This is a genomic window from Paludibacterium flexuosum (assembly GCF_037076605.1).
Classification (GTDB): Bacteria; Pseudomonadota; Gammaproteobacteria; order Burkholderiales; family Chromobacteriaceae; genus Paludibacterium.
Map to the genome: position 1 here is coordinate 1009324 of NZ_AP029060.1, position 15240 is coordinate 1024563.

The window sequence follows — 15240 nt, forward strand, 5'->3', positions numbered from 1 at the left end:
AAAGACCTGACCCCAGGTTTGGTATAATCGCAGCCTTCCTTTGTTCTGACCGGCTGCATCATGAAATCCGATATGCCCTCCCATGCCCTGAAAACCGCTCTGGCCGATTGCCTGATTCGTGACCGGCGGCCGCTGCTGGGCAAGCTGCGCGAGCTGGAGGCCAGGCTGCGCAAGGGGCAACCGGGTGACAAGCTGCAAGGGCAGATCGAGGCGCAGATGGCGCGTTCGCAAGCCCGCGTGGCGGCGCGGCGCGCCCACCTGCCGACCCCCACCTTCGATGACAGTCTGCCGGTCAACCAGAAGCTGGACGACATCCGCAGCGCCATCGAGCAGCACCAGGTGGTGATCATCTGCGGTGAAACCGGCTCAGGCAAAACCACTCAGATCCCGAAGATCTGCCTGACACTCGGACGCGGGGTGCATGGCCTGATCGGCCACACCCAGCCGCGCCGGCTGGCGGCGCGCTCGGTCGCCACCCGCATCGCCCAGGAGCTCGGCTCGCCGCTGGGCGAGCACGTCGGCTTCAAGGTACGCTTTACCGACCAACTGTCGGAAAAGAGCGTCATCAAGCTGATGACCGACGGTATCCTGCTGGCCGAAACCCAGACCGACCGCTGGCTGGAAGCCTACGACACCATCATTATCGACGAAGCGCACGAACGCAGCCTGAACATCGACTTCATGCTGGGTTACCTCCGACAACTGCTGCCGCGTCGCCCCGATCTGAAAATCATCATCACCTCCGCCACCATTGACGCCGACCGCTTCTCGCGCCACTTCGACAACGCGCCGGTGATCGAAGTCTCCGGCCGGCTGTTTCCGGTGGAAATGCGCTATCGCCCGCTCAAGGAACGCGACGAAGACGAACGCGAAATGGAGATGGAAGACGCCGTGGTGGAGGCCGCCCAGGAGCTGATGCGGCTGGGCAGCGGCGACATTCTGGTGTTCCTGCCCGGCGAACGCGAAATCCGCGAAACCGCCGAGAAGCTGCGCAAGGCCGGCCTGCGCGGGCTGGAGATCCTGCCGCTGTTCGCCCGTCTGAGCAATGAAGAGCAACAACGCATTTTCAAGCCCAACGGTGGCCGTCGCATCGTACTGGCCACCAACGTGGCGGAAACCTCGCTCACCGTTCCGGGGATCCGCTACGTGATCGACACCGGGCTGGCGCGCATCAAGCGCTACAGCCCGCGCGCCAAGATCGAACAACTGCTGGTGGAAAAGATCTCGCAGGCGGCGGCACGGCAGCGTGCCGGCCGTTGCGGCCGGGTCGAGGCCGGCGTCTGCATCCGCCTGTATGGCGAAGACGACTTCAATGCCCGCCCGGCCTTTACCGACCCGGAAATCCTGCGCGCCAACCTGGCGGCGGTGATCCTGCGCATGGCTTCGTTGCGCCTGGGACGGGTCGATGCCTTCCCGTTCATCGAAGCCCCCTCCTCGCGCCAGATTGCCGACGGCTATCAGGTGCTGACCGAGCTGGGCGCCCTCAATGACAGCGGGGAATTGTCCAAGGTCGGCGAGGAGCTGGCGCGCATCCCGACCGACCCGCGCCTGGGCCGCATGCTGCTGGCGGCGCGCGACTTCCATTGTGTGCGCGAAATGCTGATCATCGCCTCGGCGCTGTCGATCCAGGATCCGCGCGAACGGCCCTTCGATGCCCGCGATGCCGCCGAACGCGCTCAGCAGCGCTTCGTCGACGACAAGTCCGATTTCCTGTCCTTCCTGCACCTGTGGGAGTTCTACGACGAGGCACAGAAGCACAAGAAATCCACCCGCCAGCTGATCAACCTGTGCCACGACCACTTCCTGTCGTGGATGCGCATGCGCGAATGGCGTGAACTGCACGGCCAGCTGGCCGAAATTGCCGCCGAGCTGGGCTTCCGCGCCGAAGCCGTACCGGTCAACCAGCCGCAATCGGACAAGGCGAAACAGAAACTGGATGCCGTCGCCTACGAAAACCTGCACAAGGCGCTGCTGACCGGCCTGATCGGCAATGTCGGCATGAAATCCACCGAGGGAGACGACTATCTCGGCGCCCGGGGCAGCCATTTTCTGATCTTCCCCGGCTCCGGCCTGAAAAAAGCCAAACCGAAATGGCTGGTGGCGGCCGAGCTGGTCGAAACCTCACGCCTCTACGCCCGTTCGGTAGCCAAGATCGAGCCGGAGTGGATCGAGAAACTGGCTCCGCACCTGGTCAAGTACCACTACTTCGACCCGCACTGGGAAAAAGCGCGCGGGGAGGTGGTGGCCAGCGAACGTGTCACCCTGTTCAACCTGACCCTGGTGGCACGCCGCCCGGTCAGCTACGGCCGCATCGCGCCGCAGGAAGCGCGCGAGCTGTTCATTCGCGGCGCCCTGGTGGCGATGGAGTATGCCAGCCAGGCCCCGTTCTTCCAGCACAACCAGCGGCTGATCCGCGAAGTGGAACAGCTGGAGCACAAATCCCGGCGCCAGGACGTGCTGGTCGATGAAGAAGCGCTGTTCAGCTTCTACAGCGAGCGCATCGGCACCGACGTGGTCGATGCCGCCAGCTTCGAGGCCTGGCGCAAGGAAATCGAACGCGACGAACCGAAAAAACTGTTCCTGACGCGTGACGAGCTGATGCGCCATGCGGCCCAGCACGTCACCGAAAACCAGTTCCCGGAATGGCTGGAGACCGCCGACGGCAAGCTGCGGCTGAAATACCGTTTCGAGCCCAACCACCCGCTCGACGGTGTGACCGTCGACGTACCGCTGGCCATCCTCAACCGTCTGCAGCCCGCCCATTTCGACTGGCTGGTGCCCGGCATGATCCGCGAAAAGCTGCAGATGATGATCAAGGCCCTGCCCAAGCAAATCCGCCGCAACTGCGTACCGGTGCCCGACTTCGTCACCCGCTTCCTCGACAGCCAGCCAGACCAGCAACAGGCCCTGGCCCCGCAGCTGGCCGCCTTTGTCGGCAAGGAAACCCGCCAGCACCCGGGCGACGAAGCTTTTGCCCAGGCCGAACTGCCGGCGCATTTGCTGTTCAACTTCCGCGTGATCGACGACGGCAAGCAGGAAATCGGCTGCGGTCGCGACCTGACAGCCCTGCAGCGCCAGTTTGGCCAGGCGGCCCAGCTGACCTTCCGCGACACCTCGGCTGAATTCGAACGTGACAATGTGCTGAGCTGGGACTTCGGCGACCTGCCGGCCTCGATCCAGTTTGCCCGCGGCCGGCAGCAACTGACCGGCTACCCGGCACTGACCGTGGAGCAAAACCAGATCGCCCTGCGCCTGTACGACACCGAGGCCGCCAGCGAGCAGGCTCATCGCCAGGGGGTGATTCGCCTGCTGCAGCTACAACTCAAAGAACAGATGAAACAAATGGGCAAGGGTCTGCCCGGCCTGACCCAGATCGCCCTGCAACTGCGCGCGGTATGCAATGCCGACGAGCTGCTGGCCGATGCCATCGCCGCCATCTGCGACCGGGCCTTCATCGGTGAAGACCCGCTGCCACGCAGCGAAAAGCAGTTCAACGAGCAAAAATCGCGTGCACGCACCCGCCTGCCGGCGGTGACACAGGCCGTCATGCAATATCTGGGGCAAATCGCCCAGGAGTATCAGGCACTGTCGCTGCGGCTGGCCAAACATCGCCTGGGCCACGAACTGCGCACGCAACTGGATGCCCTGGTCTATCGCGGTTTTCTGACTGCCACCCCCTGGCCGCAACTACAACATTTGCCGCGCTACATGAAGGCCATGGGCCTGCGTATGGACAAGCAGGCGGCCAACCCGCAGCGCGATGGCCAGCGTGCAGCGGAAATCCGACAGATGTGGGAGATGTGGCGCAGTCGCGTTGACGAAAAGATGGCGCAAGGCGAGGTTTCACCCGCCCTGGCCGATTTCCGCTGGCAAATCGAGGAACTGCGCGTCTCACTGTTTGCCCAGGAGCTGAAGACCCCCTACCCGGTATCGCTCAAGCGCCTGCAGAAAATCTGGGGCGACATCAAATAGCCCGCCGCTGTACTATGCGTTTTTATAGTAAAGCGTTAAAATCGTTTATACGATTAGCATGAAATCTCAGGTTCAGGGAATGACTTCAGGTTCGACCAAGACTCGCCAAGGCAAACCGCCTGCTGACCTGATTGAGGTCGGCAAGGAGTTGCCGTTCGATGTATTCGCCAACAACGGCTTTCTGCTGATGAAGAAGGGCTATTACGTCCTGACCGATGAGCAGAAGTCCAAACTGGAAACGCTCGGCTTCACGCCGCGCAAGGCCGAAGAACGCGAAGAACCAGCCGAAGTCGATTTCGAGATCGAAGACAAGCGGCTGCAGCCCGGACCGTTTGACGAAATGGCGCACCTGTACCTGCGCACCCGCGCCTTGCTGCGCCAGGCCTTCAAGATTCGCGGCTTCCAGCAATCGGTCGAAGGCGTGGCCCAGAGCATTCTGCGCCTGAGTGAAGAGCAGCCGGATGCCGTCATCGCCTCGATCCTGCTGGCCCCGTTCCGCGAATACGCCCCGGCGCACGCCGTGCACACCACGGCGCTGCTGGCACTGCTGACGCGGCGCATGGCCCTGCCGGCCAACCACCGTGAAACCCTGCTGTGCGCCGCGCTGACCATGAACATCTCCCAGGTCGAGCTGCAGAACGAACTGTTCTCGCAGCAAGACGCCCTGACGCCGGATCAAAAGCACGAGATCAAGGCGCATCCGCTGATGAGCTCGGCCATCCTGCGTGAAGTCGGCGTACAGGACGAGCTGTGGCACACCCTGGTACAGACCCATCACGAATCCTGGACCGGTCGCGGCTACCCCTTCGCGCTGCAAAAGACCGAGATCCTGCCGCCGGCCCACATCCTGCACCTGGCCGACATCGTCTGCGCCAAACTCACCCCGCGCCGCTACCGCTCGGCCCTGCTGCCGGCCACCGCGCTGGGTCAGATTTTCCAGAAGAAAGACGCCGAATTCGACGAGGCCTTCACCACCCTGCTGATCAAGGAACTGGGCATCTACCCGCCCGGCAGCTTCGTGCGCCTGGCCAGCAATGAAATCGGCGTGGTCACCTACCGCGGCGCCAAGCCCAGCACGCCGCAAGTGGCGGCGCTGCGCAAGGCCGACGGCCCGGCCTATGGCGAGCCGCTGATCCGCGAAACCCGTAATCCATCCTACCAGGTGGTCGAACCCTGCGCGGCCTCGCTCAGCGGCGTGCGCCCAGGCTATCTCGGCAATTTGTGGAAGACTGGCTGAACGGAAAGCGCTAACGAACGGGGTCAGGTCTTTCATATTGCATTTGGATGCGATATGAAAGACCTGACCCCGTTCTGCGTTCTGCTGAACACCCCCTGTCAGTACGGACTGTTTTTCTGGTAGTCGGGAAACACGTCAAGCCAATACGAACCCAATGCCATGCCATGTGCAACAGGCGGGTGTCCGGGCCTGGCGCATGGCGCCCCTCGTCAACCAGGAGCATGTCATGTTCTCGAAACGGCTTTTTTTCCCATTGTTCGGCGCCTGCCTGCTGGCGCCACAGATTGCAGCTCAGCCGCAGCGCAGCAGTCCACTGTATGACCACGCCACCCAGTGGTATCTGGATGAGCCGCTCAGCGGCATCAATATCGGACCGGCCTGGCAGATTACCCAGGGATCACCGCGCGTGATCGTCGCCGTCATTGATAGCGGTATCTTGTTTGACCACCCCCTGCTCAAGGGGCGCATCCTGCCCGGCTACGACATGGTGTCTCAGGATCCGATGCCCTGCCCCCCCGACCGGGTCGCACATCAGTATGGCTGCCCATTCATTTATGCCGGTGATGGCGACGGCCGCGACAGCGATGCCAGCGACCCCGGTGATGCCTATTCGGTAGCACTGCTCCGTGCCTATGGGGAGCCGGAAACCAAGGCGTCCGACAGCAGCTGGCATGGCACGAGCGTGGCCAGCATCATTGCGGCACAGGGACATGCCAGCTGGGGACTGAGCGGGATTAGCCGTCACAGCCGCATTTTGCCGGTACGGGCCGGGGGGCGGGGCTACAACCGACAGGATCTGGTGGACAGCATCCGCTGGGCAGCTGGCTTGCCGGTCGCCGGGGTACCGCACAATCGCTTTCCGGCACAGGTGTTGAACATAAGTTTGAGTGCAGAGGATGAGGATGTTGGCAGGGTTTGCCCGGCTGATATCCAGCAAGCCATCGACGAAGCGCTGCAGCGGGGCTCGGCCCGCGCCATTGTGGCCAGCGCCGGCAATGACGGCAAGCTGGATGGTGCGCGGGCACCGGCCAATTGCCGCGGCGTCATCACGGTGACCGCCGTGACCCGAAATGGTCACCTGGCCGATTATGCCGATTACGGGCGGGCGATCACGCTGGCAGCGCCGGCCAGCGCGCTGGATGATCAGGATGGCGGCTACAGCGACTATCCGGTCGCCAGCCACTGTGCCCTGCAACACCCTGTCAGCGACGCCCGGCACTGCCCGGATCCAGCCGCCCCTGGGGCGCCCTGGGTCATGACGCCGGGTGCCGGCACCAGCTACTCGGCCCCGATCGTGTCAGGCACCATCGCGCTGATGCTGGCGGCCAATCCCTCGCTGACATCCGGCGGCATCAGGCAGATCCTGCAGCGTACAGCACGCCCTTATGCACCGTCTTCCTTTTGTTACCACCGCACGGATCTGTGCGGCAGCGGTGTACTGGATGCCGGCCATGCCGTACTGCAGGCCGCCTTGCTGCCCGGCGGTGTGCGCGAGGCCAGCGGACAGCGCCCCGGCATCCCGGGACGCCGCTGAGGCTCAGTGGGCTTCGCCGACGGCCGGACCCTTGAGGGTGGTTTCGGACGGGACCAGGGCGGCAACCTGACGCTGGCAATCCGCAAAGTCCGGCGTGGCGATCAACGCACGCCAGTCTTCGGCGGCGCCACGACCCTCCATGCGAGCCAACCGCTCGGCCAGGCCGGCAATCTGCGGCATCGGCAATTCGGCCATCAGCTGAGCCGCCAGATCCGGGCGGTTGCAGACCAGCGCCATGTCGCAGCCGGCATCAAATGCGGCACGGGCGCGTTCGACGATGCCGCCGACACCGGCCGCCCCTTCCATGCACAGGTCGTCGGAGAAAATCACCCCGTCGAACTGCAGCTCACCACGCAGGATGTCCTGCAGCCAGATGCGAGAGAAGCCGGCCGGCTGACTATCCACCGCCGGATAGACCACATGGGCCGGCATCACCGAGCCCATGCCGGCGACCGTCATGCGGGCAAAGGGCACCAGATCATCCTGACGGATCTGGGCCAGGCTGCGTTCGTCGTGCGGGATGACATGGTGCGAGTCGCCCTCGACCCAGCCGTGGCCGGGGAAATGTTTGCCACAGCTGTTCATGCCACCGCGCGCCAGGCCGCGTTGCAGGGCCAGGGCCAGTTCGCTGACCACATCCGGGTCTGCGGCGAAGGCGCGGTCACCGATGACCGCACAGCGCGACCAGTCAAGGTCAAGCACCGGGGTGAATGACAGGTCGATATCGCAGGCGCGCAGCTCGGCGGCCAGCACATAGCCGACGGTTTCCGCCAACTGGCGCGCCTTGCCCGGGTCTTGCTGCCACAGCTCGCCCAGACGGCGCATCGGCGGCAGGCGGGTAAAGCCCGGCAGAAAGCGCTGGACGCGGCCGCCTTCGTGGTCGACGGCGATCAGCAGCGCGGGGGAGCGCAGTGCGCGGATTTCGGCGGTCAGGGCACGCAACTGGGCCACATCACTGAAGTTGCGCCGGAACAGGATCACGGCACCGACCATCGGCTGGCGCAGGGTCTGGCGCTCTTCCTCAGTCAGGGTCAGGCCGGCGATGCCGACGGTCAGGGGGCCGCGTGGCAGGTTGAGGGCTGGGGTCATGATGTCCTCTCACGGGTGGGCGCCGCATCGGCGCACTCAAGCACGACAAAGGCAAGCGCGTGGGTGCGCTCGTCACTGATGGATAGATGGTGGGCGGTGATGCCGCGCTGGCGGAGGTACTCGGCCAGTTCAGCGGCAAAGGCCAGCTGTGGCTTGCCGGCGGCATCGTGTTCGACATGGATGGCGGTCAGCAGGACCGGGGCGCGCACGCCGGTGCCCAGCGCCTTGGCCAGGGCCTCTTTGGCGGCGAAGCGCTTGGCAAGAAAACGGGCCTGATCGCGGCTGGCCTGCCAGTCTGCCAGCTCCTGCGGCGCCAGAATGCGCCGCACCACGCCGTCGTGATGACGTTCGATCAGCCCCTGCATACGGCTGATGTCGACCAGGTCGGTGCCAATTCCCGCGATCATGATGGCTCAGGCTCCTGTTCGGCTGGCAGCGTCAGGGACTGCAGCAGCTCTCTGGTGGTGAGGCGCGCCTCCGGCCCCATCAGCTCTTCCAGCATCAGGCGCAGCAGGCCGCGCGCTTCGCGCCGGGTCAGTTCGGCAGAGAAGTCATCCGCCGCCATGGCGAGCAAGGTGGCGCCGGAGACCATGGCCTGGTGGTGGCGGGGCTCAAACCCGCGATCCAGCGCCGGTGCCTGGCCAGGGCTGCACACATACAGACGATCCGGCTGAACCGCGGCCCCCTCTTCATCTTCGGTCAGCAAGGGGGCATAGCCAAGGCAGCCGATGAGGGCCAGTTCAAAGCGGCGCAGCAGGGCACCGGGGTTTTCTCCTGCCGCCAGGCCACGCACGGCGCGGTCATAGATGCGCCAGGTCTCGCCATGCGGGTCTTCCCGCACCAGCAGGTGCATCAGCAGCTCGTTGAGGTAAAACCCGCAGATCAGCGGCAGGCCTGACAGCTGTCGTACCCCGCCCTGCCAGTCGGCACTGTGCAGGGTGCGCACTTCATTCTTGCCGAACCAGGACAGGGTCAGCGGCTGAAACGGCAGCAGCAGCCCCCGCAATTCGGCGCGCGGGCGGCGCGCACCGCGCGCCACCAGACCCAGACGGCCGTGATCCGGCGTCAGGACCTCCAGCAGCAGGCTGGTTTCGCGATAGGGCCGCGCATGCAGGATATAGGCCGGCTGGCGGTCAATTTTGCCGGGTTGCGAGGCAGCCATGGCTTAGTCGAGACCGAATTCCTTGAGGAAGCGCACGTCGTCGGCCCAGCCGGTCTTGACCTTGACCCAGACTTGCAGGAACACCTTGCCGTCGAACAGGGTTTCCATATCCAGCCGCGCTTCGGTGGAAATCTTTTTCAGCTTTTCGCCTCCCTTGCCGATGACGATGCTCTTCTGGTTTTCACGGTCGACCAGCACGGCAACATGAATGCGGCGCAGATTGCCATCCATCTCGAACATCTCGACTTCGACATTCATCGAGTAAGGCAGCTCTTCGCCCAGATAGCGGAACAGCTTTTCGCGCACGATCTCCGCAGCCAGGAAGCGTTCGCTCTTGTCGGTGACCATGTCTTCCGGATACAGCGGCACCGATTCGGGCAGATAGGGACGGACTTGCAGCAGCAGTTCGGCCAGGCGCTGGCCATGTTTGGCACTGACGGCCTCGACGGCGGCAAAGGCAAAGTCCTGCTGCACAGTGTCGATGAATTGTGCCAGCGCCAGTTTGTCCTTGGCCTTGTCCAGCTTGTTGACCACCAGGATCACAGGGGTGTTTTTCGGCAGCAGCGGCAACAATTCGCGGTCTGCCGCAGTCCAGCGCATGGCTTCCACCAGGAACAGCACGCAATCGACGTCGGACAGGGTGTCGCGCACGCTCTGGTTGAGCACGTCATTGAGGGCGCTGCGATGGTGCGTCTGGAAGCCCGGGGTGTCGACAAAGACAAACTGGGCATCGGCCTCGGTGCGGATGCCGGTGACGCGATGGCGCGTGGTCTGGGCCTTTTTCGAGGTGATGCTGATCTTCTGGCCGATGAGATGGTTCATCAGCGTCGACTTGCCGACATTGGGGCGGCCCACGATGGCGACAAAGCCACAGTGGTATTGGATTTCTTCAGTCATCGGGTTTTCTTGCCTTTGGCAATGTGCTGGGCCAGCAGGTCGAGCGCCACTTCGGCGGCCTGCTGTTCGGCGGCGCGGCGGCTGCCGCCCTCGCCGGTGGATTCTATGGCTAGCTCGCCCAGATCGCAGACCACGCGGAACCACTGTTCGTGGGCCTCGCCGTTCTGTTCGAGAATACGGTATTTCGGCAAGGCCAGCTTCTGTGCCTGCAAAGCTTCCTGCAGGCGCGTCTTGGCGTCCTTGGCATGCTTGGTCGGGTCGATGCTGCGAATGCGCTCGGCGTACAGCCCGCGTACCACCTGCTCGGCGGCCGCAAAGTCGGCATCGAAGCTGACGGCGGCAAAGGTGGCCTCCAGCGCATCCGCCAGGATGGACGGCCGGTTGAACCCGCCGCTCTTCAACTCACCTTCGCCGAGGTACAGATACTCGCCCAGCTTCAGCTCATGAGCGATTTCGGCCAGGGTGTTCTGGTTGACCAGGTTGGCGCGCAGGCGCGACAGCTCGCCCTCGGTCTGCGCCGGAAAATGGTCATACAGCATGCGCGCCACGGTGTAGTTGAGGATGCTGTCGCCGATGAATTCGAAACGCTCGTTATTGGGCGAGCCGAAGCTGCGGTGGGTCAATGCCTGTCGCAGCAGGGCCGGCTGGCGGAACACATATTGGAGCGCCTCGCTGAGGCGGCGGAAACGGGATTCTGGGGACGTCACCATGGATTCTGTTCAATGGGTTGCCGGCCCGAGCCGGGCTCGGGCCGGAAAAAAGTCATGCCTGCATACGCAATGATAATACAGTGCGATGCAGGCATGGGATATGAAGCTGGAGATTAGTTGACCCGGCTGCCGATACGTCCGGGCTGGGAGAAGTTCATCCAGATGAAGAAGGCCTTGCCCACCACCAGACGATCATCGACAAACCCCCAGTAGCGACCGTCGAGACTGTTGTCGCGGTTGTCGCCCATCATGAAGTACTTGCCGGCCGGCACCTTGCAGACAAAGCCGTTGTCGTCGTAGCGGCACTGGTCGCGATCGGGGAAATCCATCACCTGCGCCGGCACCAGCGTCGGTGCATCCGGAATGTTCAGCACTTCCACCTTCTTGCCCAGCAGATCTTCCTGGAAGCGGTCGTTGTGAATCATGGCCACGCGCTGCTCCAGGTAGTCGTAGGTGCCGTCCTTGACGTCCGCCACCGGCTGACCGTTGATGGTCAGGCGCTTGTTGCGGTATTCGACGGTATCGCCCGGCAGGCCGATGACGCGCTTGATGTAGTTGACCTTGGGGTTCATCGGGAAGTTGAACACCATGACATCACCGCGCTCGACCTTGCCAACCGGAATCAGCACGTTGTTGAGCACCGGCACGCGAATGCCGTAGATAAATTTGTTGACCAGGATAAAGTCGCCGACCACCAGACCGGGGCGCATGGAGCTGGACGGAATGGTGAACGGCTCGACCAGGAAGGAACGCAGCACGAACACCACCAGAATGACCGGAAAGAAGCCCCTGGCATAATCGACCACCAGGGAGGCCTCTTGCTGGCTGGCCTGACGCTTTTTCGCCAGCAGCCATTTATCCAGCGCCCAGACCACACCGGTAATCACCACGAACAGCAGCAGCACGGCCGTCAGGCTGATGTACTCGGACAGCACACCGAAAATGCCGATGACGACAAACAGCGCGCCCCACTGCACGGAAGGCGGAAAGTCCTTGGCGCCCGGCTGCTTCTTGCCGCCGAACAGGGTCAGCATCAGGCCGATGACGGCCAGTGCGACAAATACCCAAAAATAGTTACCCGACACTTATTTGTCCCCTACTTGAAGGATGGCAAGGAATGCTGCCTGCGGAATTTCCACGTTGCCGACCTGCTTCATGCGCTTCTTGCCGGCCTTTTGCTTTTCCAGCAGCTTTTTCTTGCGGGTGATGTCGCCGCCATAACACTTGGCCAGCACGTTCTTGCGCAGGGCCTTGACGGTTTCACGGGCAATGATGTGACTGCCGATGGCGGCCTGGATGGCAATGTCGAACATCTGGCGCGGAATCAGCTCGCGCATCTTCGACGCCAGTTCGCGGCCACGATACATCGAGGTCGAGCGATGCACGATCAGCGACAGGGCATCCACCTTCTCGCTGTTGACCAGGATATCCAGCTTGACCAGATCGGCGGTCTGGAATTCCTTGAATTCATAATCGAGCGAGGCGTAGCCACGGCTGGTCGACTTGAGCTTGTCAAAGAAGTCCATCACCACTTCGTTCATCGGCATGTCGTAGGTGAGCATCACCTGACGACCCATGTATTGCATATTGCGCTGCACGCCACGCTTCTGGTTGCAGAGCGTCATCACCGCGCCGACATAATCTTGCGGCACCAGGATGGTGGAAGTAATGATGGGCTCGCGAATTTCTTCAATTTTCGACAATTCCGGCAGGCGCGAGGGGTTTTCCACCTCGATCAGCTCACCATCCTTCATCAGCACCTGATAGACCACGGTCGGTGCCGTGGTGATCAGATCCATGTCGAATTCGCGCTCCAGACGTTCCTGCACGATTTCCAGGTGCAGCAGCCCGAGGAAGCCGCAGCGGAAGCCGAAGCCCAGTGCCTGCGACACTTCCGGCTCGAACTGCAGCGAGGCATCGTTGAGTTGCAGTTTTTCCAGCGCATCGCGCAGCGAGTCGTAGTCGTGGCTTTCCACCGGATAGAGACCGGCAAACACCTGCGGCTTGACTTCCTTGAAGCCCGGCAGGGCCGCTTCGGCCTGGCGCGAGACATGCGTGATGGTATCGCCGACCTTGGCCGACTTGAGTTCCTTGATGCCGGCGATGATGAAGCCCACCTGGCCGGCCGACAGCGTCTCGCGCTGCACCGACTTCGGCGTGAAGACACCGACCTGTTCGCACAGGTGCTCGGCACCGGTGGCCATGAACTTGATCTTGTCCTTCGGACGCAGGGTGCCATCGACCACGCGCACCAGCATCACGACGCCGACGTAGTTGTCGAACCAGGAATCGATGATCAGCGCCTTGAGCGGCGCATCGGGATCGCCTACCGGGGCCGGAATCTTGCTGACCACGGTTTCGAGAATGTCTTCGATGCCGATGCCGGACTTGGCAGAGGCGCGCACCGCATCGATCGCCTCGATGCCGATGATGTCCTCGATTTCCTGGCTGACGCGTTCCGGCTCGGCGGATGGCAGGTCGATCTTGTTCAGCACCGGCACGACTTCGACGCCCAGGTCGATGGCGGTGTAGCAGTTGGCCACGGTCTGGGCCTCGACGCCCTGCGAGGCATCGACCACCAGCAGTGCCCCCTCGCAGGCGGACAGTGAGCGGCTCACTTCGTAGGAGAAGTCAACGTGCCCCGGGGTGTCGATCAGGTTCAGATTGTAGACCTGCCCGTCGCGCGCCTTGTAATGCAGGGCGGCCGTCTGAGCCTTGATGGTGATGCCGCGCTCTTTCTCGATATCCATCGAGTCGAGCACCTGCGCGCTCATTTCACGCGCGTCCAGCCCGCCACAATACTGGATAAAGCGGTCGGCGAGCGTGGACTTGCCATGGTCAATGTGGGCGATAATCGAGAAATTGCGAATATGTTTCATCGGAGTCCGGAAAAAATAAGAGCAGGTAATGCCTGCCCCCAGCAGCCAAAAACGACACGCGGCCGGGACATGCCCGGCCACGAAAACAGCATACACTGGCGCGGATTTTAGCTGATTTCCCGCAGATGTGCAGCCAGACGCTCGGTATCGAGGTGGTAATGACAGATTTCCGTCTCACCATCCATCAATACCGGCACCAGCTCGTCGAAGCGTTCGGTCAGCTGCGGATCCTCATCCACATCGACAACCTCCAGCCCGAAGCCATATTGCGCGCGCCAGGGCGCGAGTTCAGCCAGCATCTGATGGCACAGGCTGCAGTACTCGCGAAAGTACAGGGTCAGCGTCATTCGCCGCTGCCAAGCGCAATGGCGATGAACATCAGATTGCCCTCGCGCAGCACCTGCAGGGCAATGCTGCCCTTGCCGGACTTGATCGCCGCCTCGAGCTGCTTGACCGAGGACAGTTTCTCGCCGCCGATACCAACGATCACATCACCCGGCACCAGCCCGGCACGGGCGCTGCCGGCGCTGACGGCGCGCACCACCACGGCAAAGCCGACGCCCAGCTGCTGGCGCTGCGCGGCGTTCAGCGGGCTGACCACCAGGCCGATCTGACCCAGATTGCGGTCGCTGCCATTCGGTTTCGCATTGTTGTCGTTGCCGGACTGATCATCCTGATCCGGCTGGTCCTTCAGCTCTTCGCTGACCACCGTGATTTGCCGGCTCGCCTTGTCACGCCACACCTGCAGATTGAAGCGGCTGCCCGGCTTGGCCATGCCGATCACGCGCTGCAGATCGCCGGTATTGGTGATCGCCTGCTGATTGACCCCGGTGATGATGTCGCCGACACGCAGACCGGCTCGCGCGGCCGGGCTGTCCGGCTCGATACGGGCAATCAGCACGCCATCGGCGCGGGACAGACCAAACGACTGAGCCAGTTCCTTGCTCAGCGGCTGCAGCTGAACACCGATGCGGCCACGCGACACCTTGCCGTTGGCCTTGAGCTGATCCGCCACTTCCAGCGCCACGTCAATCGGAATGGCCAGCGAGATGCCCATGAAGCCACCCGAGCGGCTGAGAATCTGCGAGTTGATCCCGACAACCTCGCCCTTCATGTTGAACAGCGGACCGCCGGAGTTGCCCGGGTTCACCGCGGCATCGGTCTGGATGAAGGGAACGTAGTTGTCATCGGGCAGCTGGCGGCCCAGCGCCGAGACAATGCCGGATGTCACGCTGTTGTCGAGACCGAAGGGCGAGCCGATGGCCAGCACCCACTGACCGACCTGCAGGCTGGAAGCCTTGCCCAGCTTGACCACGGGCAGCTTGCTACCGTCGATTTTCAGCAAGGCCACATCGGTACGGCTGTCGGCACCGATCAGCTTTGCCTTGAACTCGCGCTTGTCGGTCAGGGTCACGGTGATTTTTTCGGCCTTCGACACGACGTGGGCATTGGTCAGCACATAGCCGTCGGCGGAAATGATGAAGCCGGAACCGAGCGAGCCGACCTCGCGCTCACGCATCTGGGGCGGCGCAAAGCGGCGGAAGAATTCGAAGAAGGGATCGTTGGCCAGGGCATCGGGCAGCGCATTGGAGGCCTGGCGTTCAATGCGGCTGGTACTGATATTGACCACCGCCGGCCCTTCAGCCGTCACGATCTGGGTAAAGTCCGGCAGGCTGGCCGCATCGGCAGCCCAGGCGGGCACGCCCAGCATCGAGGTTGCCAGTGCCACAATGGCCATCAAGCTTCTGAGTGTCATGTAT

General features: G+C 62.9%; 12 protein-coding genes. 3 read left to right on the plus strand and 9 right to left on the minus strand.

Annotation, left to right across the window (positions count from 1 at the left end):
• Positions 1-60 precede the first annotated feature (60 nt).
• From hrpA to AACH39_RS04860, 3 genes are all read left to right on the plus strand, one after another.
• Positions 61-3972 carry an ATP-dependent RNA helicase HrpA gene (gene hrpA, locus AACH39_RS04850; RefSeq protein ID WP_215782172.1) on the plus strand — a complete coding sequence of 1304 codons (3912 nt, stop codon included), beginning with the start codon at positions 61-63 and terminating at the stop codon, positions 3970-3972.
• Between the two features lie 79 nt (positions 3973-4051).
• Positions 4052-5209 (plus strand): HD domain-containing phosphohydrolase, encoded by a 1158-nt coding sequence (locus tag AACH39_RS04855; RefSeq protein ID WP_215782171.1) that lies wholly within the window; start codon positions 4052-4054, stop codon positions 5207-5209.
• Positions 5210-5435: 226 nt separating this feature from the next.
• The gene (locus AACH39_RS04860) at positions 5436-6743 is read left to right on the plus strand and encodes a S8 family serine peptidase (RefSeq protein ID WP_338621028.1); all 1308 of its coding nucleotides are present in this window, start codon (positions 5436-5438) and stop codon (positions 6741-6743) included.
• Between the two features lie 3 nt (positions 6744-6746).
• Here AACH39_RS04860 and nagZ read toward each other — a convergent pair whose 3' ends face one another.
• The 9 genes from nagZ to AACH39_RS04905 form a co-directional block, all read right to left on the minus strand.
• Complete coding sequence (gene nagZ, locus AACH39_RS04865; RefSeq protein WP_215782169.1) at positions 6747-7832, minus strand: beta-N-acetylhexosaminidase; 1086 nt, start codon at positions 7830-7832, stop codon at positions 6747-6749.
• Entirely contained in the window at positions 7829-8239 is a 411-nt protein-coding gene (gene acpS, locus AACH39_RS04870) for a holo-ACP synthase (RefSeq protein ID WP_215782168.1), read from the minus strand. The genes nagZ and acpS overlap by 4 nt, the downstream gene beginning before the upstream one ends.
• On the minus strand, positions 8236-8994 hold the full coding sequence (recO, locus tag AACH39_RS04875; RefSeq protein ID WP_215782167.1) for a DNA repair protein RecO: 759 nt from the start codon (positions 8992-8994) through the stop codon (positions 8236-8238). Before recO ends, acpS begins: the two co-directional genes overlap by 4 nt.
• A 3-nt stretch (positions 8995-8997) precedes the next feature.
• On the minus strand, positions 8998-9891 hold the full coding sequence (era, locus tag AACH39_RS04880) for a GTPase Era (protein WP_215782166.1): 894 nt from the start codon (positions 9889-9891) through the stop codon (positions 8998-9000).
• Positions 9888-10601 (minus strand): ribonuclease III, encoded by a 714-nt coding sequence (gene rnc / locus AACH39_RS04885; protein WP_215782165.1) that lies wholly within the window; start codon positions 10599-10601, stop codon positions 9888-9890. Before rnc ends, era begins: the two co-directional genes overlap by 4 nt.
• Before the next feature lie 113 nt (positions 10602-10714).
• Positions 10715-11686 (minus strand): signal peptidase I, encoded by a 972-nt coding sequence (gene lepB, locus AACH39_RS04890; RefSeq protein WP_305798424.1) that lies wholly within the window; start codon positions 11684-11686, stop codon positions 10715-10717.
• The gene (gene lepA / locus AACH39_RS04895) at positions 11687-13480 is read right to left on the minus strand and encodes a translation elongation factor 4 (protein WP_215782164.1); all 1794 of its coding nucleotides are present in this window, start codon (positions 13478-13480) and stop codon (positions 11687-11689) included.
• A gap of 107 nt (positions 13481-13587) precedes the next feature.
• On the minus strand, positions 13588-13827 hold the full coding sequence (locus AACH39_RS04900) for a glutaredoxin family protein (RefSeq protein WP_215782163.1): 240 nt from the start codon (positions 13825-13827) through the stop codon (positions 13588-13590).
• Complete coding sequence (locus AACH39_RS04905; protein ID WP_215782162.1) at positions 13824-15236, minus strand: DegQ family serine endoprotease; 1413 nt, start codon at positions 15234-15236, stop codon at positions 13824-13826. The genes AACH39_RS04900 and AACH39_RS04905 overlap by 4 nt, the downstream gene beginning before the upstream one ends.
• Positions 15237-15240: the final 4 nt, after the last annotated feature.